This is a genomic window from Sphingomonas naphthae, assembly GCF_028607085.1.
In the GTDB taxonomy this organism is placed as follows: Bacteria; Pseudomonadota; Alphaproteobacteria; order Sphingomonadales; family Sphingomonadaceae; genus Sphingomonas_Q; species Sphingomonas_Q naphthae.
The window spans coordinates 1934543-1959368 of record NZ_CP117411.1 but is presented as its reverse complement, the minus strand read 5'-3'; the positions used below and the strand labels follow the sequence as shown (position 1 = coordinate 1959368).

21 protein-coding genes are annotated in these 24826 nt (G+C 67.0%); 15 read left to right on the top strand and 6 right to left on the bottom strand.

Annotation, left to right across the window (positions count from 1 at the left end; genetic code table 11):
• Positions 1-84: 84 nt before the first annotated feature.
• Genes PQ455_RS09155 through PQ455_RS09140 form a run of 4 tightly spaced genes read left to right on the top strand, consistent with a single transcriptional unit; the run spans position 85 to position 3573 of the window.
• The gene (locus PQ455_RS09155) at positions 85-1194 is read left to right on the top strand and encodes an ABC transporter permease (protein ID WP_420542853.1); all 1110 of its coding nucleotides are present in this window, start codon (positions 85-87) and stop codon (positions 1192-1194) included.
• A complete protein-coding gene (locus PQ455_RS09150) occupies positions 1194-2006 on the top strand; it encodes an ABC transporter ATP-binding protein (RefSeq protein ID WP_273691178.1) in 813 nt (270 codons plus the stop codon). The genes PQ455_RS09155 and PQ455_RS09150 overlap by 1 nt, the downstream gene beginning before the upstream one ends.
• Before the next feature lie 7 nt (positions 2007-2013).
• Complete coding sequence (locus PQ455_RS09145) at positions 2014-2967, top strand: MlaD family protein (RefSeq protein ID WP_273691175.1); 954 nt, start codon at positions 2014-2016, stop codon at positions 2965-2967.
• Between the two features lie 3 nt (positions 2968-2970).
• Positions 2971-3573 (top strand): ABC-type transport auxiliary lipoprotein family protein, encoded by a 603-nt coding sequence (locus tag PQ455_RS09140; RefSeq protein WP_273691173.1) that lies wholly within the window; start codon positions 2971-2973, stop codon positions 3571-3573.
• 58 nt (positions 3574-3631) lie between these two features.
• Here the strand turns inward: PQ455_RS09140 and hslU are convergent, their stop codons facing one another.
• From hslU to PQ455_RS09125, 3 genes are all read right to left on the bottom strand, one after another.
• Positions 3632-4930: an ATP-dependent protease ATPase subunit HslU gene (gene hslU / locus PQ455_RS09135; protein WP_273691171.1), complete on the bottom strand. Its 1299-nt coding sequence runs from the start codon at positions 4928-4930 to the stop codon at positions 3632-3634.
• 133 nt (positions 4931-5063) lie between these two features.
• Positions 5064-5615 (bottom strand): ATP-dependent protease subunit HslV, encoded by a 552-nt coding sequence (gene hslV, locus PQ455_RS09130; protein WP_273691169.1) that lies wholly within the window; start codon positions 5613-5615, stop codon positions 5064-5066.
• Between the two features lie 149 nt (positions 5616-5764).
• On the bottom strand, positions 5765-6103 hold the full coding sequence (locus PQ455_RS09125) for a DMT family protein (protein WP_273691167.1): 339 nt from the start codon (positions 6101-6103) through the stop codon (positions 5765-5767).
• 152 nt (positions 6104-6255) lie between these two features.
• Here PQ455_RS09125 and PQ455_RS09120 point away from each other — a divergent pair, with 152 nt between their 5' ends.
• From PQ455_RS09120 to PQ455_RS09105, 4 genes are all read left to right on the top strand, one after another.
• Entirely contained in the window at positions 6256-7080 is an 825-nt protein-coding gene (locus tag PQ455_RS09120) for a ferredoxin--NADP reductase (RefSeq protein ID WP_273691164.1), read from the top strand.
• 199 nt (positions 7081-7279) lie between these two features.
• Positions 7280-8260 carry an SGNH/GDSL hydrolase family protein gene (locus PQ455_RS09115; RefSeq protein WP_273691162.1) on the top strand — a complete coding sequence of 327 codons (981 nt, stop codon included), beginning with the start codon at positions 7280-7282 and terminating at the stop codon, positions 8258-8260.
• Positions 8257-9639, top strand: a complete 1383-nt coding sequence (locus PQ455_RS09110) for a GDSL-type esterase/lipase family protein (RefSeq protein WP_273691161.1) — start codon at positions 8257-8259, stop codon at positions 9637-9639. Before PQ455_RS09115 ends, PQ455_RS09110 begins: the two co-directional genes overlap by 4 nt.
• A 149-nt stretch (positions 9640-9788) precedes the next feature.
• The gene (locus tag PQ455_RS09105; RefSeq protein WP_273691160.1) at positions 9789-11201 is read left to right on the top strand and encodes an MBOAT family O-acyltransferase; all 1413 of its coding nucleotides are present in this window, start codon (positions 9789-9791) and stop codon (positions 11199-11201) included.
• Positions 11202-11576: 375 nt separating this feature from the next.
• Here the strand turns inward: PQ455_RS09105 and PQ455_RS09100 are convergent, their stop codons facing one another.
• On the bottom strand, positions 11577-14903 hold the full coding sequence (locus PQ455_RS09100) for a TonB-dependent receptor (RefSeq protein ID WP_273691158.1): 3327 nt from the start codon (positions 14901-14903) through the stop codon (positions 11577-11579).
• Between the two features lie 256 nt (positions 14904-15159).
• On the opposite strand from PQ455_RS09100, the gene PQ455_RS09095 reads away from it, so the two are divergent.
• The 4 genes from PQ455_RS09095 to PQ455_RS09080 all read left to right on the top strand — a co-directional run bounded on the left by PQ455_RS09095 (position 15160) and on the right by PQ455_RS09080 (position 18530).
• Positions 15160-15855: an endonuclease/exonuclease/phosphatase family protein gene (locus tag PQ455_RS09095; protein WP_273691157.1), complete on the top strand. Its 696-nt coding sequence runs from the start codon at positions 15160-15162 to the stop codon at positions 15853-15855.
• A gap of 209 nt (positions 15856-16064) precedes the next feature.
• Complete coding sequence (locus PQ455_RS09090; RefSeq protein WP_273691155.1) at positions 16065-16700, top strand: ATP-dependent Clp protease proteolytic subunit; 636 nt, start codon at positions 16065-16067, stop codon at positions 16698-16700.
• 173 nt (positions 16701-16873) lie between these two features.
• Complete coding sequence (gene clpX, locus PQ455_RS09085; protein ID WP_273691153.1) at positions 16874-18145, top strand: ATP-dependent Clp protease ATP-binding subunit ClpX; 1272 nt, start codon at positions 16874-16876, stop codon at positions 18143-18145.
• Positions 18146-18173: 28 nt separating this feature from the next.
• Entirely contained in the window at positions 18174-18530 is a 357-nt protein-coding gene (locus PQ455_RS09080; protein WP_273691151.1) for a VOC family protein, read from the top strand.
• Between the two features lie 140 nt (positions 18531-18670).
• Here the strand turns inward: PQ455_RS09080 and PQ455_RS09075 are convergent, their stop codons facing one another.
• Together PQ455_RS09075 and PQ455_RS09070 are read right to left on the bottom strand one after the other, a co-directional pair.
• Positions 18671-20044 carry a class II 3-deoxy-7-phosphoheptulonate synthase gene (locus PQ455_RS09075; RefSeq protein WP_273691149.1) on the bottom strand — a complete coding sequence of 458 codons (1374 nt, stop codon included), beginning with the start codon at positions 20042-20044 and terminating at the stop codon, positions 18671-18673.
• Between the two features lie 95 nt (positions 20045-20139).
• Positions 20140-21927: an ABC transporter transmembrane domain-containing protein gene (locus tag PQ455_RS09070; RefSeq protein WP_273691146.1), complete on the bottom strand. Its 1788-nt coding sequence runs from the start codon at positions 21925-21927 to the stop codon at positions 20140-20142.
• A 121-nt stretch (positions 21928-22048) separates the two neighbouring features.
• Here PQ455_RS09070 and PQ455_RS09065 point away from each other — a divergent pair, with 121 nt between their 5' ends.
• From PQ455_RS09065 to PQ455_RS09055, 3 genes are all read left to right on the top strand, one after another.
• A complete protein-coding gene (locus PQ455_RS09065; protein WP_273691144.1) occupies positions 22049-23305 on the top strand; it encodes a polyhydroxyalkanoate depolymerase in 1257 nt (418 codons plus the stop codon).
• On the top strand, positions 23305-24294 hold the full coding sequence (gene dgcA / locus PQ455_RS09060) for an N-acetyl-D-Glu racemase DgcA (protein WP_273691330.1): 990 nt from the start codon (positions 23305-23307) through the stop codon (positions 24292-24294). Before PQ455_RS09065 ends, dgcA begins: the two co-directional genes overlap by 1 nt.
• A gap of 114 nt (positions 24295-24408) precedes the next feature.
• Entirely contained in the window at positions 24409-24768 is a 360-nt protein-coding gene (locus PQ455_RS09055) for a hypothetical protein (RefSeq protein WP_273691143.1), read from the top strand.
• Positions 24769-24826 lie beyond the last annotated feature (58 nt).

Here is a 24826-nt window from a genome sequence, read left to right as displayed (position 1 = left end):
CACGCACGCGGAACATATCGGCCGTAACGGCGTCTCACCGGGGATGCTTGCGGGGACGAAATCATTGGTTCACTGTCCGTAACGATGGTGGCGCCAGCGACAATCAGCGAGGACAAGGACGGCAACGCCAGCGTGCTGCGCGTGTCGGGCGCGCTCACCCTGTCGGGCATGGGCGATCTGCCGGCACGGCTGTCCGCCCTGACATCCGCGCCGGAACGGATCGATCTGTCGGGTGTCGAGCGGATGGACACGGTCGGCGCGTGGCTGATCCACCGCCTCGTCCGCGATCATGACGCGACGGTCGAGGGCGCCGACGAAAGCGCCGCCCGCCTGCTCGAACAGGTCGCGGCCGCCGATCAGCCGCTGAAGGTGCGGCCTGACCATAGCTCCTCCTTCGTGCGGATGCTGGAACAGGCGGGGCGCGCCACGGTCAGCGCCGGGCACACGCTCGTCGGCCTCGTCGGTTTCCTCGGCGCCACGCTCATCACCCTGTGGGATCTGGCGCGCCACCCGCGCCGGATTCGCGGCAATTCGATCGTTCGCCAGTTCGAGGTTGTCGGCGTGGACGCGCTGCCGATCATCGGCCTGATGAGCTTCCTGATCGGCATCGTCATCGCCCAGCAGGGTGCGATCCAGCTGCGCCAGTTCGGCGCGGAGGTGTTCACCATCAACCTCGTCGGCCGGCTCACCTTCCGCGAGCTGGGCGTGCTGATGACGGCGATCATGGTCGCCGGTCGCTCCGGTTCGGCCTTCGCCGCGCAGATCGGATCGATGCGTCTGGCCGAGGAGGTGGACGCGATGCGCACCATCGGCATCTCGCCGATGGAGGCGCTGATCCTGCCGCGCGTGATGGCGGGCGTGCTGATGATGCCGCTGCTCGGTTTCTACGCCGCCGTCCTCGCGCTGATCGGCGGCGGGCTGTTCAGCTGGTTCTCGCTCGATATCCCGCCCGTCACCTTCGTGACCCGCATCCGGGAGGTCGTGCCGATCACCGATGTCTATCAGGCGCTCATCAAGGCGCCGGTATTCGGCCTCATCATCTCGATCGCCGGCTGTTTCCAGGGGATGCAGGTGGAGGGCAATGCCGAGCAGGTCGGCCTACGCACGACCGCCGCCGTGGTCCAGTCGATCTTCCTGGTGATCGTGCTCGACGCGATGTTCGCGGTGTTCTTCGCCGCGATCGGGTGGATCTGATGGCGAAGGGCGAGCCGGTCATCGTCGTGCGGGGGCTGGCCAACAGCTTCGGCGAGCAGTTCGTCCATCAGGATCTCGATCTGGAGGTGCGGCGCGGTGAAATCCTCGGCGTGGTCGGCGGATCGGGCACCGGCAAGTCGGTGCTGATGCGCTCGATCATCGGCCTGCAACAGCCGGTCGCGGGCGAGATCGAGGTGTTCGGCGAGGCGATCACCAGCATGACCGCCAAGGAGGCGCTCAACGCGCGGCGCCGATCGGGCGTACTGTTCCAGGGCGGCGCGCTCTTCTCCACGCTCACCGTGGCCGAGAATGTCGAGGTGCCGCTGCGCGAATTCTACGGCCATCTGGGCGAGGGGCTGCTCGACGAGATCGCCGCCTACAAGGTCGCGATGACCGGCCTGCCGCCCGAGGCGGGGCCGAAATATCCGTCCGAGCTTTCGGGGGGCATGAGGAAGCGCGCTGGCCTCGCCCGCGCGCTGGCGCTCGACCCCGAGCTGCTGTTCCTCGACGAGCCGACGGCGGGCCTCGACCCGATCGGCGCGGCCAATTTCGACGGGCTCATCAAGAGCCTGAAGGAGACTTTGGGCCTCACCGTATTCCTCATCACCCACGATCTCGACACGCTCTACGCCATCTGCGACCGCATCGCGGTGCTGGCCGACAAGCAGGTCGTGGCGATCGGAACGATCCCGGAACTATTGGCGTTGGACCATCCGTGGATTCAGGAATATTTCAACGGGCCGCGCGGCCGGGTGGCGGCCGACGCCGCCGACCGCAACGCCAGGGCGCAGGTACAGGACAAGGCGGGATGAGGCGCTGATGGAAACGCGATCGAGCCATGTGCTGGTGGGGTCCGTGGTGTTCGCGCTGGTCGCGATCACCTGCGCCTTCGTCATCTGGATCGCCGGCTTCGGCGCCGCCAGCGACAAGCCCTACGACATCCTGTTCAAGACTTCGGTCGACGGCATCGCCAAGGGGTCGGCCGTCAATTTCTCGGGCGTTCCCGTGGGCAAGGTGGAGGAGATCAAGCTGATCCCCGACCAGCCCGAACTCGTCCGCGTGCGCATCGTGGTGAAGGAGGAGACGCCGGTGCTTCAGGGCACCACCGCCACCATCGCGGGCGTGGGCTTCACCGGCGTCAGCCAGATCAACCTCGACGGGGCCATCACCGGCGCCCCCGCGATCGAAGCGCCGGGGCCGTTCGGCGCGCCGCTGATCCCGCCGAAGGCCGGCGGCCTCGGCGCCATCCTCAACAACGCACCGGCCCTGCTGGAGCGGCTGACCCAGCTTACCGAGCGGCTGACGCAGACGCTGAGCCCGGAGAATCAGAAGTCGATCACCGGCATTCTCCAGAATGTCGATCGCCTGTCCTCCAGCCTCGCCGATCGCGGGCCGGAGATCGCCGCCACCCTCGTCGAGACACGCAAGGCCGTGGCGCAGGCCGGCGTCGCCGCCGAGCAGATGGGGCAGCTGGCCGCCACGCTCAACGCCGGGATGCGCGACGATCTGAAGCCGACGCTCGCCAACCTCAACAAGACAGTGGCGGCCGCGCGCAGCAGCATGGAAAATCTCGACGGCGCGATCAGCGAGGCGCGGCCGGCGATCAAGGGCCTGACCACCCGCACCGTGCCCGAGGTCAACGAGCTGATCCGCAACCTGAACGAAATGGCCGAGGCGCTCACCTCCGTCGCCGGGCGGCTCGATCGCGGCGGGGCGGGCGGCGTGCTGGGCGGCGGCAGCAGCCAGCTGCCAGATTACAAGCCGAGGAAGTAGATGATGGCTCCGATCATGACCCGTCTGGCGCCGGTCGCCGCCCTTGCCGCGATGGCGACCCTGTCCGGCTGCATCAGCTTCGGCGCCAAGCCGCCGCCCACGCTGATGACGATCAAGGCGGAGTCGCAGGCACCGGCCGGCCAGACCCGCTCCGCCAGCGACAAGAATGCGGTGTCGGTGCTGATCCCGACGACGCCGCAGGCGCTCGCCACGCAGCGCGTGCCGGTGCAGGCGGGCGAGAATGCCATCGCCTATCTGAAGGATGCCCTGTGGGTCGAGGCGCCCGCGCGCCTCTTCCGCACGCTGCTGGCGGAAACGATCGAAGTGAAGACCGGGCGCTATGTCCCGGAGTTCCGGGGTTCGACGATCAGCCCGGACACGCGGCTGGGCGGCCGGCTCGACCAGTTCGGGCTGGAGGCCGGCAGCCGCACCGCCGTCGTCCGCTATACCGCCACCCTGATCCGCGCCGGCAGGATGGAGGTGCAGGAGCGCCGCTTCGAGGCGCGGGTGCCGGTGGCGTCCGAAACCGCCGATGCGGTCGCGGCGGGCCTCAGCACGGGCGCCAATCAGGTGGCGAACGAAGTGGCGGATTGGGTGGGCAAGTAAGCTGAACCAGAACATGTAGCGGCACGGCCGCCCCAGCTTTGCCGGGGCGACCGCTTTGCTATAACACGTACTTCGACAGATCGGTGTTCCGCGCCACGCTGGCCAGCTGGCTCTCCACATAGGCGCCGTCCACCGTCAGCACCTCGCCGCGCCGGTCCTCCGCCGCGAAGCTCACGTCCTCCAGCAATTTCTCCATCACCGTGGAGAGGCGCCGCGCGCCGATATTCTCGATGCTGGCGTTCACCTGATCGGCGATGCGGGCGATGGCGGCGATGCCCTCTTCGGTGAAGACGATCTCGACCCCCTCGGTGGCGATCAGCGCGCGATATTGCTCGGTCAGCGACGCGCGCGTGGAGGAGAGGATGCGAACGAAATCGGCCTCGGTCAGCGCCTTCAGCTCGACGCGGATCGGGAGACGCCCTTGAAGCTCGGGCAGCAGGTCCGACGGCTTCGATACATGGAAGGCGCCACTTGCGATGAACAATATGTGGTCGGTCTTCATCGGCCCATATTTGGTGGCGACCGTCGTGCCCTCGATCAGCGGCAGCAGATCGCGCTGCACGCCCTCGCGGCTGACGGAGCCGCCGCGCACGTCGCTCACCGCGATCTTGTCGATCTCGTCGAGGAAGACGATGCCGTTGGCCTCCGCATCCGCCAGCGCGGCGCGGGTCACCTCGTCCTGGTCGAGCCTTTTGTCGGCCTCCTCCTCGACCAGCTTGGCCCAGGCGGCGGCAACCGGCAGCTTGCGCCGCTTCATCCGCGCGCCGCCCAGCTTGCCGAGCATGTCGCCCAGGTTGATCATGCTCATCTGGCCGGGCGCGCCGGGCACCTCGAACTGGCCGCCGCCCGTGTCTTCCAGCTCCAGCTCGATCTCCTTGTCGCCGAGATGGCCGTCGCGAAAGCGCTGGGTGAAGGCGGTGCGGGTCGCTTCGCTGGCGTCCTTGCCGACGAGCGCGTCGAGCAGGCGGCCGAGGGCTGCCTCCTCCGCCTTGTCCTTCACCGCCGATCGGCGGCGCTCCTTCTCCAGCCGGATCGATTCCTCGACGAGATCGCGGGCGATCTGCTCGACATCGCGGCCGACATAGCCGACCTCGGTGAACTTGGTCGCCTCCACCTTCACGAACGGCGCATCGGCCAGCTTGGCCAGGCGGCGGCTGATCTCGGTCTTGCCGCAGCCGGTCGGCCCGATCATCAGGATGTTCTTCGGGGAAACCTCGTCGCGCAGCTCGGGCGCGAGCTTCTGGCGGCGCCAGCGATTGCGCAGCGCCACCGCAACGGCGCGCTTGGCGTCATCCTGCCCGACGATATGCGCGTCGAGGGCGGCGACGATGGCTTTGGGGGTAAGGGCGTCGTTCATGTCGGTTCTTGCTTTCGTCACCCCAGCGAAAGCTGGGGTCTCGTGAAGTGGCGTGCGGCGGTCGTCCGGTGGCGGGAGATCCCAGCTTTCGCTGGGATGACGACCGGGGTGGAGGTTCAGGCTCCGTCGATCATCACGCCGCGTCCATTGTCTCGATCGTGAGGTTGCCGTTGGTGAACACGCATACCTCCGCCGCGATCGCCATCGCCTTGCGGCAGATCGTCTCGGCATCCTCCTCGTAATCGACCAGCGCGCGGGCGGCGGCGAGCGCGTAATTGCCGCCCGATCCGATCGCCGCGACCCCGGCCACCGGCTCCAGCACGTCGCCGTTGCCGGTCAGGATCAGGGTGATGTCCTTGTCGGCGACGATCATCAGCGCCTCCAGATTGCGGAGATATTTGTCGGTCCGCCAATCCTTCGCCAGCTCGACCGCGGCGCGCAGCAGCTGGCCGCGATGGCCCTCCAGCTTGCGCTCCAGCCGCTCGAACAGGGTGAAGGCGTCGGCGGTGGCCCCCGCGAAGCCCGCGATCACCTCGCCATTGCCGATCCGGCGCACCTTGCGCGCGTTCGGCTTCATCACCGTATTTCCCATCGAGACCTGGCCGTCGCCGGCCACCACGACCTTGCCGTTCTTGCGCACCGACAGGATCGTCGTGCCGTGCCAGCCTATCTTGTCCTCGCTCATGCGCGTCCCGCTCTTGAGGCCTCCCTTCCGTCATTGCGAGCGCAGCGAAGCAATCCAGCCGGCGGAACGTGGATTGCTTCGCTTGCGCTCGCAATGACGAGGAAGGCGATGTTCCGGCCCCGATATGGGGATCATCCCCCGCTTGGCAATCAGGCGCCCTTGCCGGCGAACAGGAAGCCCGCCGCGCCCAGGATGCAGGCGAAGGCACCGGCATAGCGCCACGTCAGCGGCTCCTTCAGCACGACGATCGCGAACAGCGCGAACACCACCAGCGTGATGCACTCCTGCATGATCTTGAGCTGCCCGCCCGAAAAGCCCGCCGCATAGCCGATGCGGTTGGCCGGCACCGCGAAGCAATATTCGACGAGCGCGATCCCCCACGACACCAGAACCGCCAGCCATACCGGCCAGGCGGGCATCTTGAGATGGCCGTACCAGGCGATCGTCATGAACAGGTTCGAGCAGCAGAGCAGGAGGAAGGTCGTCATCGGCGGGCTCCGGCGGCGCATGAATGGTGTCGATCGCAGCGGAAACTGGTCGCAGCTTCATCCCGCCGTAGCAAATCTGTCCCCGTTCGGGTTGCGCGGCTATCGGGTGGCCAATAAGGCTGCGGCCCCGATCAAATCGCAAGGCCCCTTTGATGAACGATGCCGTCGCTCCCGTCCAAGCCAGCGCGCTCGAGCCCACCAATAGCCTCTCGGTCGAGACGGTGCTGAGCGTGCGTCACTGGAACGAGCATCTGTTCAGCTTCACCATCACGCGCCCCGCCAGCTTCCGCTTCCGATCGGGCGAGTTCGTGATGATCGGCCTGCCCGGCGAGAACGGCAAGCCGCTGCTCCGTGCCTATTCGGTGGCCAGCCCGGCCTATGCCGAGGAACTGGAATTCCTGTCGATCAAGGTGCCGGATGGCCCGCTGACATCGAAGCTCCAGCAGATTCAGGTGGGCGACGGCATCTATCTCGGCCGCAAGCCGACCGGCACGCTGGTGGCCGACGCGCTGATCCCCGGCCGCCGCCTGTTCCTGCTCTCCACCGGCACCGGTCTGGCGCCCTGGCTGTCGATCATCCGCGATCCCGACACCTATGACCGGTTCGAGCAGATCGTCGTCGTTCACTCGGTCCGCCGGGTCAGCGATCTGGCCTATCGCGAGACGCTGGAAAGCCTGCTGGCGGATGATCCGCTGGTGGACGAGCAGGCGAAGGCCCAACTCAGCTACATCCCGACCGTCACGCGCGAGCCGTTCCACACGAGCGGCCGCATCGAGAAACTGATGACCGACGGAATCCTCTTCCAGGGCAAGATCGGCGACCCGGCCCGCTTCGATCCCGAGCATGACCGGATGATGCTGTGCGGATCGATGGCGATGATAAAGGAAACCGCCGCGATGCTCGACGGCTTCGGTTTTACCGAAGGATCGAACGCGAAGCCGGGGGAATATGTGATCGAGCGGGCGTTCGTGGGGTGAGCGCTGTTGTGCTCCTGCGCAGGCAGGAGCCCAGAGCCCCGCACGCTGCGCTCGAGTAACCCTGGGCTCTTGCCTACGCAGGAGCACGGCATTTTTGTGCGGGCGGCAGGCTGTTGAACCCCACCCGCCATTCATCCCGGCGAAATCGCGCACCCGCCACCTTGCCATCCGCCGCATGGGGCGGCACGAGGGCGATCGCATGACCCGTGTCGGTTTCTTCCTCGATCGTACCGCCGTCCTGTTCCTCGGCGTCGCCGCCGGGGCAGCGATCGGCTATGCCTTTGCGGCGTCCAACCGGACCGAGCGCGACGTGGTGGTGTTGGCGTCGGACGCGCCCGCGCCGTCGCCCGTCGTCGCCCCGCCGCCCGCTACCGCCGGTGATCCGAAGCCCGACACCGCCCCGCCGCCGCCCGCGACCCCCGCGCCCGCCGCCGCCGTGGCCGCCGCCGCGGCGCCGGTCGAGGCCGCGCCCATCCCCGACACGCCGCTCGCCGCCGCGCACGAGGATGGCGTGGTCCGCATCGGCGTGTTCGGCGACAGTTTCGGCGATGGCGTCTGGTCGGCGCTGTATCGCCTGCTGCCCGCGAAGGACGGCTTCCGCGTCACCAAATATTCGCAGCAATCGACCGGCTTCACCCGCTATCGCAGCCTCAATCTGGAGGAGCATGACGCCGGGCAGATCGCCGCCAAACCCGTCGATATCGCCGTCATCTCCTTCGGCGCCAACGACGCGCAGGGCGTCTACGCCAATGGCCATGGCTACAAGCTCATGTCGAGCGGTTGGCAAGACGTGATCGGCCAGCGGATCGACAGCTATGTCGCTATGCTGCGGCGGACGGGGGCGACGGTCTATTGGGTCGGCCTGCCCAAGATGCGCGACGCCGCCTTCGATGCCGATATCGCCGGCATGAACGCCTTCTACGCCGATCGCATGCGGCGCCTCGGCGTGCCCTTCATCGACGTGCGGCCGCTCACGGTGGACGGCGAGGGCAAATATACCGCCTACATGGCCGAAGACGGATCGGGCGCGACCAAGCTGTTCCGCGCCAATGACGGGATTCATATGTCGATGAACGGCTATGTCCGCATCACCAAGGGGCTGGCCAGCCGCATCCGCCAGTCGACCGAGGCCGCGCGCGCGGCCAGGGCGGCGCCCAGGCCGCAGGCGAACCCGGCATGATCGGCCTCGCCGCCTTTGCCGCGATGGCGCTTGCGCCGGGCTGTCAGGGCGGGCTGTGCAACGCCCGCGCGCTCGATCCCTGGTTCGCCAAGCTCCAGCGCGCGGCGGCGCCCGGCGGGCGACAGGGCAAGCCGCTCCACATCCTCCAGATCGGCGACAGCCACACTGCCGGCGACGCCATCACCGGGGCGTGGCGCGATCAGATGCAGGCGCGCTACGGATCGGGCGGGCGCGGCGTGATGCCGCCGGGGCGGCCCTACAATGGCTTCCTGAGCTATGGCGCGACCGCCTCCATGTCGCCGGGCTGGACGGTGGCGTCGGGCTTCGGCGCGAACTGGGGCGGGGGCGGCACGCCGCTCGGCCTCTCGGGCTTCAGCCTGACCTCCTCGACGCCGGGCAGCACGATCGGGCTGGTCGCGGATTCGACCGAGCAGTTCAACCGCTTCACCGTCTGCGCGCTGGCGCGGCCGGGGGCGGGCGCGCTCTCGATCCGGGTCGGCGGCACGACCGAGCGGATGAACCTCTCGTCGATCACCCAGCGCCCCGAATGCAAGACGATCCGCACCCCCGGTCTGTCCGAGGATGCGATGGTCACCCTGGAACAGGGCAGCGCCACCGTCACCTCGATCGCCTCCTTCCGCGACGGACAGGGCGGGGTGGCGATCTCCAATCTCGGCATCGTGGGCTCGCAACTCGTCCACTTCGGCCGGACCGACGATCAGGTGCTGGGCGAGGAATTGCGTGAATATGATCCCGATCTGATCGTCGTCGCCTTCGGCACCAACGAGGGCTTCGCCGCGCGCTTCACCCCGTTCGAATATGAGGTGGTGCTGCGCAGCCAGATCGGCCGCATCCGCCGGCTGGCGGGCAATGTGCCGATCCTGTTGCTGGGCGCGCCCGATGCCGCCAGCCGCCGCGCCGAGATGCGGATCAACGCGCCGGGCTACAGCGTCGCCGAATGTGGCGCGACGCCGGCGCTGGCCCAGGCCGCGCCTGCGCCGGCCCCCGCCAGACCGGCCTATGATCCGATCGGGGCGATCGTCGCGGCGCTACGCGGCGACCTGACGACCGAAACCCCGCAACAGCCGGCCGTCGATCCCCCGCCGACGCCCGCGCCCGCCGCCACCGCCAGCGGCGGCCTGTTCGCGCCGGCCGCCTTGAAGGCGGTGCGCGACGTGCAGCGCCGGGTCGCGTCGTCGCTCGGTGTCGCCTTCTGGGATTGGGACGCGCGGATGGGCGGGGCCTGCACCTCGGTCGCGTGGGTGCGCCAGTCCCCGCCGCTGATGCGCGGCGATTACGTCCATTACACCAAGGCCGGCGGCCACGAGATCGCGACCCGCTTGCAGGCCGACCTCGACAGGGCGGCAGCCGCGCGGTGAGAGGGGTTGGCGCGATGCGCTCTCCCTCTACCGTTCGTGCTGAGCGCAGTCGAAGCACGGGCGACTGGACGCAGCGCTTGGGGCACGTCCTTCGACTTCGCTCAGGACGAACGGTACGTCTGGTGAAAGCAGGGCAGGAGCACCGCTAAATGCTCTTCCCCACCCTCACCTTCGGCCTCTTCTTCCTCCTCATCTTCACCGTCATCTGGCAGATGAAGGACAATGAATGGCGCAAGATCCTGCTGCTGCTCGCCAGCTGGGTGTTCTACGGCGCGTGGGACTGGCGGTTCGTCGCGCTGCTGATCCTGTCGGCCTTCCTCAACTGGGGCGCCGCCCGCGCGATCGTGGCGACCGATTGGGACGATGCCGCCCGCCGCAAGGCGATCGTCACCCTGGGCGTGATCGCCAATCTCGCGATCCTCGGCTTCTTCAAATATTTCGACTTCTTTCTCGAGCAGGTCTCGCTGCTGCTCACCGATCTCGGCATCCAGCGCGATCTGCCCTTGTTGCAGGTGATCCTGCCGGTCGGCGTCTCCTTCTTCACCTTCCAGGGGATGAGCTACCTGATCGACGTGCATCGCGGCCGGGTGAAGCCCGCATCGCTGCTCGACATCACCCTGCTCATGTCCTTCTTCCCGCATCTGGTGGCGGGGCCGATCGTGCGCGCGGCCGATCTGGTGCCGCAATTCCAAACCCGGCCTAAGCTCGATCGCGGCATGGTGGCGATGGGTCTGGTGCTGATCGTCTGGGGGCTGTTCAAGAAGGCGGTCGTCGCCTCCGAACTGTCGGTCAATCTCGTCGATCCGGTGTTCTTCGATCCGACGGCCCATTCACGGCTAGACCTGATCGCCGCCGCTTATGGCTATGCGGTGCAGATCTACTGCGACTTCTCGGCCTATTCGGACATGGCGATCGGCATCGCGGCGCTGCTCGGCTACCGCTTCCCGCACAATTTCAACCAGCCCTATCGCGCCGCGTCGCTCCAGGATTTCTGGCGGCGCTGGCACATCAGCCTGTCGAGCTGGCTGCGCGACTATCTCTACATTCCGCTGGGCGGCAACCGGAAGGGGTTCGCGCGGCAATGCGTGAACCTGTTCCTCACGATGGTGATCGGCGGCTTCTGGCACGGTGCCAAATGGACGTTCGTGGTTTGGGGCGCGATCCATGGCATTGTGCTGGTGATCGAGCGGCTCGCCGCCCGCGCGCTGGACGCCGACGACGGCGATCTGATGCCGCGCTGGCTGGGCGTGATCGTCACCTTCCATGTGGTGCTGGTCGCCTGGATCTTCTTTCGCGCCGAGAGTTTCGCCGGCGCGATGGACTATCTGGCGGGCCTCGCCGGCTCGACCGCGACGAGCGCGGTGGTGACGCCGCTGGGCGTGGCGCTGATCCTGTTCGGTCTCGCGATCCACTTCACCCCGCGCCATCTGGCGCAGGGCGTGGCGACACAGGCCCTCCGCCTGCCGGCCCCCGCGCTCGGCCTCGCGGCGGGCGCGCTGATCCTCGTGATCGACGCGATGCGCTACGAGGGTGTCGCGCCGTTCATCTACTATCAGTTCTGAAACTCCGGCTCGCGGGCTGACGGCCCGGTCGGCCGACGCTTCACGACTTGCGCAGGCGGGATGGATCGACGGTCTGAGCGGTCCCCGGCTCGCTGGCTTTCAGGCGTACCGATCACGCTCCTGATAGTGGGGCGCTCATCCCCCTGATGACCATGGCCCTCGCCGCAGCCATTGCCGCAATCCTGTCGTGCTGGGCGCCGCGTGATGGAGGCCAAGCGTTCAGCGGGCATAAGTGCGTGTCGTTCGCCATGCCCAAGGCGGCCGCTCCCGTGCATGCGGTCACTCCACCGCAGCAAAGAAAAACCCCGCCGGTCGTGGTGACCGGCGGGGTTCGTCCTGTTGGCCGGTGGCGCGGGGCCACCGGGTCTCGGTCGCTTAGAACTCGAAGCGGGCACCAACGCGGAGCTGCCACAGCGAGTAGCGGGTCTGGTTGATGATGTTCGGGTTCTGGAAGCTCGAGTAGCGATACTGGGTGCAGTTGGTGCCCACCTGGGTGGCGCAAGCAACGTTCACCAGGCTCGAGAAGTACGGGAAGCCGAGCTGACGCAGCGAGCCGTAGTCCTTGTCGATGAAGTTCAGGACGTTCTCCATGTCGGCGAACACCTTGAAGCGCGCACCGCTCCAGCCCGGAACCGGCAGTTCCTGATCGACGTGGAGATCGATCTTGAAGAAGGACGGGCTACGCTCCGTATTCTTGCCGATGATCGTGCCCTGCGCGTCCGTCAGGTTCTTGTTGCCCTGGATGAACGATTGCAGCGCGCCGAAGGTCGCCGCCGCCGAAGCGTCGGCCGTGGCATTTAGCGCCGCGATCTGGGCTGCCGTAGCGCCGACCGGGATCGTCACGGCCGGCCGATACGTGACGTTCGGGTCGGCGGTGATGCTCGACACGTTCGGCACGTACAGCAGGTAACGGTTCGACTGGCCGAGCGTACCGAACACCGCCGAACGGCCCGCAGTAGGATCGTTCATGGTGAAGCTGTACGGGCGACCCGAACGCTTTTCGCCGAACATGGCGATGCGCGTCTTGTAGTCGCCGATGAAGGCGTGATCGAAATCGACGCTGAACTTGAAGGTGTTGCGGATCTGATAGATCGACGTGCCGTAGGCCGCGCTGTTCGGATCGGCCATGGCGGTCTGGCCATAGTTCGAGCTGGCGGTGGACGAGGTCACCGCATTGGCGTCCTTGATGTCCTGGTAGGTGTAGGTGACGCCAGCGCTCAGGCCGAAATCATACTTCTTGGTCAGGCGACCGACGAAGATGTAGCCGCGGCCACGCTTGTCGTTCGTCAGGAAGAGATCCTGGTTTGCCGTCGCGCTCGTGACCGGGCCGTAACGCGGGCGGCCATCGGGCAGGGTGCCGATCTGTGCCGAACGCAGATCGATATAGTCGGCCGCGTTCTTCACGTTGGTGTAGGTGAAGTCGCCGCCGACGCGCCAGCCGTCACCGAAGGTGTGGCCGAGGCTGCTGTCGAGACCGAGGTCCAGACGATAATCGACCGAGAGGCTGGCCTTCCAGATCGACGGGATCTGGAAGCCCGGATCGATCGAGTTGGTAGCGGCCAGCGCCAGCGAGGTGGTGTTGGTGCGCAGATAGTTTTGCACGGCGGCCGCGTTGATGTTGCCGCCGGGGCCAACGTTATTCAGAGCGGCATTGAGCGCGGCATTGCAGGCTGCAACGACAGTGCAGGTGGCATCGCCCCGCGTCAGCTGAATGCTGTTGGTGACAACGCCGGTGTTCGAGAAGCTGTTCGACAGCCACACGTCCGGCGACTGGCCGGCGAAGAGACCGCCGCCACCGCGGATCGTCAGGCGCGGCGTGACCTTCCAGGTCGCGCCGATGCGCGGCTGGTAGACACCCTTACCGTCGTAGGTTTCCTGGTTGTTGAAGCCATAGCGCGCGATGAAGTTGGCGTTGCGGAGCGGTCGGCTCTGCGACTGGAACAGATCGTAGCGACCACCGTAGGTGATGTTGATCGAGTCGGTGACGTCCCAGCTGTCCTGGATCGCGAAATTATACTGCGCGTAGGCGTAGCGTGCCGCAGCGTCGTTGATATTGCCGGTGATCGATCCACCGAGCGTCAGCTGACCGGCCGTACCGCTCTGGAAGTCCGCGATCGAGTCGAAATAGTAGGTGCCGAGCGCGTTCTGGACGAACAGGTTATACACCTTCAGGTGATTGTAACCCGCGATCGCCTTGATGTTGTGGTTCATCCAGTTCCACTTGGCCGAAACGTCTCCGCCAAAGCTCTCAGTCGCCAGCGAGTTCGCTTGACGCGAAGGGTCGGGCGCGAAGAGGACGCGCAGCGGGCCGGGGGCGGTCGACGTGCCGTTGGTGCACTGCGAGAGCGACCCAACGCTAACGGCGTCGGTGCACACGGTGAACTGGCCCTGCGTCGTAGCGCCGAACGAATCCTGACCGCGATCGTACTTGCGATAGTTGCCGCGCACTTCGGTCGAGAAATTATCCGACCATTCGGAGTTCAGCTGGAGGACGCCCGAATTGACCTTTTCGGACAGCTGATAAGCGTTCGAGTCGAGGCCGACACCCGGCGAAGTCGTCGAGGTCGAGTAACCCTGCTGGAAGCCGCGAGTGCCCTCGTTGCGGATGTAGGTTGCCGACAGGCGCTGGCCGTCGGTGATGTTCCAATCGACCTTCGCCGTGATCTTCTCGTCATATTCCTTAGCGGTCTGGAAGGGCGCGCCGGCGGCGTAGCTGTAGCGGTTCTGCGCAATGCCGGTGACGGTCGCGATCGTCGCATCGCTGTAATTCGGGATCGCCGAGTTCAGGATGTCGGCCGGGGTGGTCTCGTTCAGCTTTTCGTAGCTGAGCGCGAAGAACAGCTTGTCCTTGATGACCGGGCCGGAGAGGAAGCCGCCGTAATTCTTCGACTTGAAGGTGAAGGACGGGCGCAGCGCCAGCGTCTTGTTGCCCAGCATCCCGTCGTCGGAATAGGTGTAGAAGGCCGAGCCGTGGAAGTTGTTGGCGCCCGAGCGCAGCACCACGTTGATCGCGCCGCCCTGGAAATTGCCTTCCGAGACGTCATACGGGGCGACCTTGACCGAGAGCTGCTCGATCGCGTCGATCGGCACCGGGCCACGGTTGGTCGGCAGGCCGCCGTTGTTGAGGCCGAAATTGTCCGAGAAGTTCACGCCGTCGACGGAGAATTTGTTGAGACGGCCGTTCTGGCCGGCGATTTCGATCGCGCGGCTGTTGGTCTGGTCGATCGTGACGAACGGATCGCGGCGGGCGATGTCGCGAATGTCGCGGTTGACCGTGGCGACGCCGGCGATCTGCTGGCGGCCGAGCGAGGTGAGCGGGCCGGTCGACTGCTCGACGGCGCCCGAGCGCGCGGCGGTGACGACGATGTCCTGGCCGCCGCTCTCCATCGAGATCGGCAGGCGCATCGGCTGACCGGCGGTCAGCTGGATGTCGGTGACCGAGGTGGTCGGGTAGCCGCTGGCGGTGACTTCGACGGTGAACGGACCGCCGATGCGCAGGCCCGAGGCGCTGAAGCTGCCGTCGCTGCTGGTGACGGTCGTCGTCGTCGTGCCCGACGGGACGTGGGTGACCTTCACCGTCGCGTTGGCGACCGGCGCGCCGGCGGCGTCGACGGAACCACGGATCGACGAGGTCGTTTCCTGGGCATAAGCCGCGCTGGTGGCCAGCGCCGCCATGGCGCAGCCGACGAACAATTTCCGCATTTTGAACCCCCAATTAACTCTGGTGCGGGGCGGCCAATGGCGGCGCTTCGTGACAATCTCATGTCGTTAACGCCGGGGGCCGCGTCCCCCCATGCCCGATCCGGTAACCCAGCCCGTGCCGCGTCGCAACATCGGGACGCCCGCGCGCTCCCTCTCACGAGGGGGACTGTCACAATTCATATGACAGTGTTGCAGGAGTGCCGCACACGATTGCTATTTGAGGGAACTCCCGCCCGCAGAGACGGTTCGCGCCTCCATGCCGATCATCGCTTCCTACAATATCCGTAAATGCATCGGCTCCGATCGCCGCCGCCGGCCCGAGCGGGTGATAGAGGTGCTGCGCGAGATCGGCGCCGACGTGGTCGCCTTGCAGGAGGCCGATCGCCGGTTCGGCCAGCGGGCCAGCGCCATACCCTTCCACATGCTGGCCGAGCATAGCGGCTATCGGCCGGTGCCGATCGCGGCGCGGCACGGCAGCATGGGCTGGCACGGCAATGCGCTTCTGGTGGGGGAGGGGGTGGAGATCCGCCGCTGCCAGGCGCTAACCATTCCCGCGCTGGAACCGCGCGGCGCGGTGATGGCCGATCTCGACGTGCGCGGGCGCAGACTGCGAGTCGTGGGGATGCATCTCGACCTGTCGGGCCTGTGGCGGCGGCGCCAGGCGCGGGCGATCCTCAACCATATCGCGGCGCAGGACGAGGACATGCCCTGCATGCTGATGGGCGACCTCAACGAATGGATGCCGGCGGGCGGATGCCTGCGCGATTTCGCCCAGCACCACCAGACGATCGTGACCGGCCCCAGCTTCCACGCGCGCCGACCGATCGGCCGCCTCGACCGCATGTTCGCCACGCCCGGCATCCGGGTGGAGGAGGCGGGCGTGCATGTATCGCCCACCGCGCGGATCGCGTCGGATCATCTGCCCGTCTGGGCGCGCATCCGTATCGGGTGAATTTCCCCTGTCGAAATGCGAGAAAGATCGCATTTCGAGGGCGGTGCCTGCCCACACCCCCACCCGACCGCCCGCCAGGATATGCTTGGGCGGTCGGGTGGGGGTGTGGGCAGGCACCGCATGAGCCGTCAGGCGCATCAAACAGCCACCCTTGAACTCCCCCGGCCAAACGCCGATGTTGGCCGGGCAAGAGGGCAGAAGGATCACCCATGCAGGACCATGTGGACATCGTGAACGGCCTCGTTCCGATCGTTATCGAACAATCCAATCGCGGCGAACGTAGCTTCGACATCTATTCGCGCCTGCTGCGCGAGCGCATCATCTTCGTGACGGGTGGCGTCGAGGACCATATGGCCTCGCTGATCTGCGCGCAGCTCCTCTTCCTCGAATCCGAGAATCCGAAGAAGGACATCTTCCTCTATATCAACAGCCCCGGCGGCGTGGTCACGGCGGGTCTCGCGATCCATGACACGATGCAATATATCCGGCCGCGCGTCGGCACGCTCTGCATCGGCCAGGCGGCGTCGATGGGCAGCTTCCTGCTGTCGGCCGGCGAGCCGGGCCTGCGCTTCGCGACGACCAACAGCCGCATCATGATCCACCAGCCCTCGGGCGGGGCGCAGGGCATGGCGGCCGATATCGAGATCCAGGCGCGCGAGATCCTTCGCATGCGGCACCGGCTCAATTCGCTCTATGCGAAATATACCGGCCAGCCGATCGAAGCCATCGAGCTGGCGATGGATCGCGACAAGTTCCTCGAGGCGGACGAGGCGAAAACCTTCGGCCTGATCGACGAAGTGTTCGACAAGCGCCCGGCGCCGACCGAGGAATCGGCGGGCGGCTGAGGGCGCGGGCCGGAACCGGGCGGGGCGTTTCGGCGCTTCCCCTGACGGCTCCGGCGTCCGGGTAACGCTTTCTTGGGGCGGGTGGTGGTAAAACACCATTGCCCGCCCCGGAACGGCAGGGTTAGGATGCCGTTCTAAACAGGTCCGGCGAGGATGCCGGAGGAAAGAGACATATGACGAAGCTCAGCGGCGGCGACTCCAAGAGCACCCTCTACTGCTCCTTCTGCGGCAAGTCGCAGCATGAGGTGCGCAAGCTCATTGCCGGTCCCACCGTGTTCATCTGCGACGAGTGCGTCGAGCTGTGCAACGACATCATCCGCGAGGAGACGAAGTCGGCGCTGGTCTCGAAGAAGGACGGCGGCGTGCCGACCCCGCTCGAGATCTGCAACGTGCTGGACGATTATGTGATCGGCCAGATGAAGGCGAAGCGCGTCCTGTCGGTGGCGGTCCACAACCACTACAAGCGCCTGGCACACGGCGCGAAGGGCGCGGACGTCGAGCTGGCCAAGTCGAACATCCTGCTTGTCGGCCCCACCGGCTGCGGCAAGACGCTGCTGGCGCAGACGCTGGCGCGCATCCTCGACGTGCCGTTCACCATGGCCGACGCGACGACGCTGACCGAGGCCGGCTATGTCGGCGAGGATGTCGAGAACATCATCCTCAAGCTGCTTCAGGCGAGCGACTATAACGTCGAGCGGGCGCAGCGCGGCATCGTCTACATCGACGAGATCGACAAGATCAGCCGCAAGGCGGACAATCCCTCGATCACGCGCGACGTGTCGGGCGAGGGCGTGCAGCAGGCGCTGCTGAAGCTGATGGAGGGCACCACCGCCTCCGTCCCGCCGCAGGGCGGGCGGAAGCATCCGCAGCAGGAGTTCCTCCAGGTCGACACGACGAACATCCTGTTCATCTGCGGCGGCGCTTTCTCGGGCCTCGAGAAGATCATCGCGGACCGCTTGCAGGGCAAGTCGATCGGCTTCGGCGCGTTCGTGGCGGCCCCGGAGGAGCGCCGCACCGGCGAGGTGCTGCGCCAGTGCGAGCCCGAGGATCTGCTGAAGTTCGGGCTGATCCCCGAATTCGTCGGCCGTCTGCCCGTGATCGCCACGCTCGAGGATCTCGACGAGGCGGCGCTGGTGAAGATCCTCGCCGAGCCGAAGAACGCGCTGGTGAAGCAATATCAGAAGCTGTTTGAGATGGAGGGCGTGAAGCTTTCCTTCACCGACGATGCGATGGTGGCGGTCGCCCGCAAGGCGATCACCCGCAAGACCGGCGCGCGCGGTCTCCGCTCGATCCTGGAGGGCATGTTGCTCGACACGATGTTCGACCTGCCGTCGATGGACGGCGTGGACGAGATCGTGATCGACAAGGATGTCGTGGAAGGGCGCAAGGAGCCGGTCCGCGTGTTCGGGAAGAAGACCAAGGAAAAATCGACCGGCGCCGCCTGAGGCCCGGTTCAACAGGGGGAGTTCGTCGATGGGTGTAACCGGCATCGGCGGACTCTTCTTCCGCGCCCGCGATCCCGATGCGCTGAAGGCGTGGTATCAGGAGACGCTCGGGGTTCCGGCGCCCGGCGCCTGGATGTTCGACCAGCAGGCCGGGCCGACCGTGTTCGCGCCATTCAAGGCCGACACCGATTATTTCCCCGCCGATCGTCAGTGGATGCTGAACCTGCGGGTCGAGGGGCTGGACGAATTGCTCGAGTCGCTGCGCGGCGCGGGGGTGGAGGTCATCACCTCGGCCGATTGGGACAGCCCGGAAACGGGTCGCTTCGCGCGCATCCATGATCCCGAAGGCAATCCCATCGAACTGTGGGAAATGCCGGCGGAGTGACGGCTTGGGTTCCGCCCCTGCAAGGGGAGGGGGACCGCCGCCGCAGGCGGTGGTGGAGGGGTGACCCGCTATCGATAGAGCGATACCCCTCCGTCAGCCCTGCGGGCTGCCACCTCCCCTTGTAGGGGAGGAACTTCTTCTTATGCCGCCGCCTTTTCCCGCTCGCGCATTTCCTGGTTGAGCATTTCCGCCAGCAGGAAGGCCAGTTCGATGCTCTGGCCGGCGTTGAGGCGCGGGTCGCAGTGGGTGTGGTAGCGCTGCTCCAGCCCCTGCTCGGTGATCGCCACCGCGCCGCCGGTGCATTCGGTGACGTTCTGGCCGGTCATCTCGGCATGGATGCCGCCGCCGTGCGTGCCCTCGGCGCGATGCACAGCGAAGAAACCGCGCACTTCGGCCAGGATGCGCTCGAAGGGGCGCGTCTTGTATCCGTTGGCGGCCTTCACGACATTGCCGTGCATCGGATCGCATGACCACACCACGGGGCGCCCCTCGCGCTTCACCGCGCGGACGAGCTTGGGCAGGCCCGTCTCGATCTTGTCGTGGCCGTAGCGGGTGATGAGGGTGATGCGGCCGGGCACGCGGTTCGGATCGAGCGTGTCGAGCAGGCGCAGCAGCGCGTCGGGCTCGAGGCTCGGCCCGCACTTCAGGCCGATCGGATTGCCGACGCCGCGCAGGAATTCGACATGGGCCGACCCCTCGAAACGGGTGCGGTCGCCGATCCACAGCATGTGCGCCGACGTGTCATACCATTGGTTCGTCAGCGAATCCTGCCGAGTCAGCGCCTGCTCGTAGGGGAGCAGCAGCGCCTCGTGGCTGGTGTAGAATTGCGTGCCCTTGAGCTGAGGCACCGTCTCCGGATTGATCCCGCAGGCGGCCATGAAATCGAGCGCGTCGCCGATCCGTTCGGCGACCTGGGCATATTGCGAGGCCCACGGGCTGCGGCCCATGAAATCGAGCGTCCAGCTGTGCACCTGATGCAGATTGGCATAGCCGCCCTGCGCGAAGGCGCGCAGCAGGTTGAGCGTGGCGGCCGCCTGCGAATAGGAGCGCACCATCCGCTGCGGATCGGGCGTGCGGCCCTCCGGCGTGAAGGCGATGTCGTTGACATTGTCGCCCCGGTAGGAGGGGAGCGACACGCCATCGATCTCCTCCATGTCGGACGAGCGCGGCTTGGCGAACTGGCCCGCCATGCGGCCGACCTTCACGATCGGCAGCTTCGACGAATAGGTCAGCACCACCGCCATCTGGAGCAGCACGCGGAACGTGTCGCGGATGTTGTTGGGGTGAAACTCCGCGAAACTCTCGGCGCAGTCGCCGCCCTGCAACAGGAACGCCTTGCCCGCCGCCACCTTGGCCAGATCGGCGGTCAGGTCGCGCGCTTCGCCGGCGAACACCAGCGGCGGATAGCTCGACAGCTCCTTTTCGGCGCGGGCGAGGGCGCCTGCATCGGGATAGGTCGGAAGCTGCCGGGCCTCATGCTCGCGCCAGCTGTCGGGGGTCCACCGGGTAACCATTACACACGCGTCCTTGGGAAGTCAGGGCGCGCGCATTAGGCCATATCTCGCCAGAATGAAATGGGAGCGGCGTTTAGGCGCCCAAGGCTGACCTATCAGGCCACCGCGTCGAATTGCAGGCGGGCGAGGCGGGCATAGAGGCCGCCGGCCGCCACCAGCGCGTCGTGGCGGCCCTGTTCGACGATGCGGCCATCATCCATCACCACGATAAGGTCGGCCGAGCGCACCGTGGCGAGGCGGTGGGCGATGACGACGGTGGTGCGGTCCTTCATCAGCCGCTCCAGCGCGCCTTGCACCAGCCGCTCCGATTCGGCGTCGAGCGCGGAGGTCGCCTCGTCGAGCAGCAGCAGCGGCGCATCGCGCAACAGCGCACGGGCGATGGCGAGGCGCTGGCGCTGGCCGCCTGACAGGCGCGCGCCGCCCTCGCCGAGATAGGTATCGAGCCCTTGCGGGAGCGCGCGGAGGAAGGTGGCGGCGTTCGCCTGCTCGGCGGCGGCCCAGATCGCCTCGTCGCTGGCCTCCCAGCTGCCGTAACGCAGATTGTCGCGCGCGGAGGCGGCGAAGATCACCGTATCCTGCGGCACCATCGCGATGCGCGCGCGGACCTCGGCGGGGTCGGCGGCGGTGAGCGCGACGCCGTCGAGCCGCACTTCGCCCGCGTACGGGTCGTAGAAGCGCTCGGCCAACGCGAAGAGGGTCGACTTGCCCGCGCCCGAGGGGCCGACCACCGCCACCGTCTGGCCGGGCGAGACGGTCAGCGAGAAATCGCTGAGCGCGCTCGTGTCGGGTCGGGTCGGGTAGCGGAAGCTGACCGCATCGAACACCAGTTCGCCTCGCGCCGGGGTGGGCAGGGGCACCGGTTCGGCGGGGGCGCGAATCTCGGGGATTTCGCGCAGCAGTTCGGCGAGGCGGCCGGCGGCGCCGGCGCCGCGCAGCAGATCGCCATAGGTCTCGGTCAGCGCCCCGAAGGCACCCGCGACCAGCGCGCCGGTCAGCATGAAGGCCGCGAGCGTGCCGCCCGACAGATGCCCGCTGGCGACGTCCGACGCGCCCTGCCACATCACCATCACGATCGATCCGAACACCAGCAGGATCACGATCGAGGTCATCACCGCGCGCAGGCCGATGCGGCTGCGGGCGACGGCGAAGGTGGTCTCCACGGTATTGGCGAAGCGCTCGCCCTCGCGGCCCTCCTGCCCGAAGGCCTGGACGATCTTCATCGCGCCCAGCGTCTCGTTGGTGACGGTGCCGACGGCGGCGATCTGGTCCTGCGTGGCGCGCGACGCCTTGCGGACGCGGCGGCCCAGCACGACGATCGGCACGATCACCAGCGGGATGCCGAGCAGCAGCAGCCCGGTGAGCTTGGGCGCCAGGGTGAAGAGGTAGATGACCCCGCCGATCGCCATCACCAGATTGCGCGACGCGACCGATACGGTCACGCCGACGATCTGTTCGATCAGGGTGGTATCCGCCGTCAGGCGCGAGGCGATCTCCGACGGGCGGTTTTCCTCGAAGAAGCGCGGGGCGAGGGTGAGGAGATTCTTCTGCACCCGGATGCGGATGTCGGCGACGACCCGCTCGCCCAGCCACGACACGAAATAGAAGCGCATCGCCGTCGCCAGCGCCAGCACCGCCACGATCATCAGCAGATAGTGGAAATAGGTGCCGACATTCGCATTCTCGTTCGCGAAGCCGCGATCGATGATGCGCTGGAGCCGCTGGGGTATGGCGAGCGTGGCCGCCGCCGCCATCAGCATCGCCAGCGCCGCCATCGCGATCTGAAACGGATAGCGCGCCGCCTGACGCCAGACGAGCAGCAGGTTTCCGAGATCGCGGGAGGTGGCGCCCGGCGAGTCGGGAAGGGTCCGGGGTGATCTGGCCATGATCGCGCCGCGCCTAGCAGGGTGCGCCGAATGGCTCAATCCGGCCGATGGTTTGGGCCTTAACATCTTTGAGATGCGTTGGTGGGAGACTATATCCCTTGTCCCGGGTGGGAGATTGGTTTTGCTGTACGACGCTTATGAGTTCAACCGCACGATGCTCGCGGGGGCGAGCGCGATGGCGGGGATCGGTTCGGGCTGGGCGCAGAGCCCGGCGAACCCGTGGGCCTATACCGGCTTCGGATCGCTCATGTCGGCGGGTCTCGACGTCTTCTCCCACGCGTCGGCGACCTATGGGAAGCCGGAGTTCGGCTTCATCGAGACCAAGGTGGACGGCAAGAGCGTCGAGGTGTTCGAGGAGATCGAATGCCGCCTGCCGTTCGGCCAGCTCAAGCATTTCATCAAGCCCGGCGTCACCGGCCAGCCCAAGCTGCTGATCGTGGCGCCGATGTCGGGCCATTACGCCACGCTGCTGCGGGGCACGGTCGAGCGGATGCTGCCCGGCCATGACGTGTGGATCACCGACTGGCGCGACGCGAGCAAGGCCCCTCTGTCGCTCGGCCGCTTCGATCTCGACGATTATGTCGATTATGTCGTGAAGTTCCTCGAACATGTCGGCGATCGGCCGCATGTGCTGGCGGTGTGCCAGCCTTCGGTGCCGGTCTATGCCGCCACCGCGCTGATGGCGGCGGACGGCAATCCGTCGCGCCCGGCCTCGCTCACCATGATGGGCGGGCCGATCGACACGCGCGAGACGCCGACCACGGTCAATACCGTCGCCACCCAGCGGCCGCTGGCGTGGTTCAAGTCGAACGTGATCCAGACGGTGCCCTTCTACCATCCGGGCGGCGGGCGCCAGGTCTATCCGGGTTTCCTCCAGCTCACCGGCTTCATGGCGATGAATCTCGGCAACCACCTCGTCAGCCATTGGGGGATGTTCAAGCATCTCGTCGACGGCGACGAGGAGGGCGCGGGCGCGACCAAGGCCTTCTATGACGAATATCGCTCGGTCTGCGACATGACGGCCGAATTCTACCTCCAGACGATCGACGTGGTGTTTCAGCGCCATCTGCTGCCCAAGGGCGAGATGATGCACCGCGACCGCAAGGTCGATCCGGCCGCCATCACCGATGTCGCGATCCTCGCGATCGAGGGCGAGAAGGACGATATCTCCGGCCTCGGCCAGACCAAGGCGGCGCTGACCCTGGCGGTGAACACGCCCGACGATCTCAAGAAATATTATATGGCCAAGGGCGTCGGCCATTACGGCATCTTCAACGGCCGCCGCTGGCGCGAGATGATCGCGCCGGTGCTGGAGAGCTGGATCGTCGAGCATGACGTGGCCAAGCAGGGCCGGGCCGAGGCGTTCGTCACCGCGTGATCCGCGCGACGCTGACGGCCGAGGTGGAGCGCTGGCCGGTGGCCGGCGCCTTCACCATTTCGCGCGGCGCCAAGACGCATGTCGATGTGGTGCTGGTTACCGCATCGGCGGAGGGCGCTACAGGGCGGGGCGAGGCCACGCCGATCTATTATCATGGCGAGACGGCCGAGGGTGTCGCGGCGGCGGTGACGGCGCTGGGTGCGGTCGATCTGGATCGGCGCGCGCTGATGGGGGCGCTGCCGCGCGGCGCGGCGCGCAACGCGGTGGATGCGGCGCTGTGGGATCTGGCGGCCAAGCTGGACGGCACGCCCGCCTGGGCCACCGCCGGGCTCGCCGAGCCCAAGCACGCGCTCACCGCCTTCACCATCTCGCTCGGCGAGCCGGAGCGGATGGAGGCGGACGCGCGCAAGGCCGAGGCGGACGCGCATCCGCTGCTCAAGCTGAAGCTGGCGGGGGAGGGCGATCTGGCCCGTGTCGCGGCGGTACGGCGCGGGGCACCGTCCGCGCGGCTGATCGTCGATGCCAACGAAGCGTGGACCGGGCGCGATGTGGCGGCCGAGGCGGCGGCGCTGCTGCCTTATGGGGTCGAACTGATCGAGCAGCCGGTCAAGGCCGGCGAGGATCATCTGCTCGATGGCGTCGTCTCGCCGATTCCCTTGTGCGCCGACGAAAGCTGCCAGGATGCGGCCGATCTGGCGCGCTGCATCGGCCGCTATCAGGCGATCAACATCAAGCTGGACAAGGCCGGCGGGCTGACCGCCGCGCTCGACCTCGCCGCCCAGGCGCGGGCGGCCGGGCTGGACCTGATGGTCGGCTGCATGCTCTCCACCTCGCTCGGCGTGGCGCCGGCCTTCCTGTTGGCGGGGCAGACGCGCTGGGTCGATCTCGATGGGCCGCTGCTGCTGGCGCGCGACAGGCCGGGCGGGCTGCGCTTCGCCGGCGGTTATATGGGTTCGGCCGCGCCGGGTTTCTGGGGCACGGTGTCTTAGGTACATCCCACGGTTCATCGCGGATGCGGTTGATCTTTCGGCGCGCTCGCGACACAGACTAACCTGCGTTGTGACGGAACAGGGCCGTTACGATCGCGTGTGGGGAGTAGCTGCGTGGCGGATCGGGGCGCGGATCGGGCGATCGATCTGGCGAGGCGCATCCAGGGCTTGCCGCGACGGCGTTCGCGGGTGTTCGGCGTGGGCGCGCTGAACGATGTCCAGTGGGACATGCTGGTCCATCTGTTCGTGGCCGAGAATGACGGCGAACATACCCCGCTCGCCAGCCTGTCGATCGGATCGGGCGCGGCGGTCGAGGATGCGCGGCGCTGGGTGAACGATCTCGTCGAACGACGGATGATCGTGGTGCTGAGCGAGGACGGTTACGACATGGAACTGGCAGGCCTGACCGCGCTGGCCCGCTCGCGGGTGATCCGATCGCTGGTGGGCGAACCCTCGCAGGACGATCCCGCCTGAAAACCTTTTCTTCGGCGCGATGCAGTCCCGGCGCCCGCGACATCGGTTGAGCCCTGCG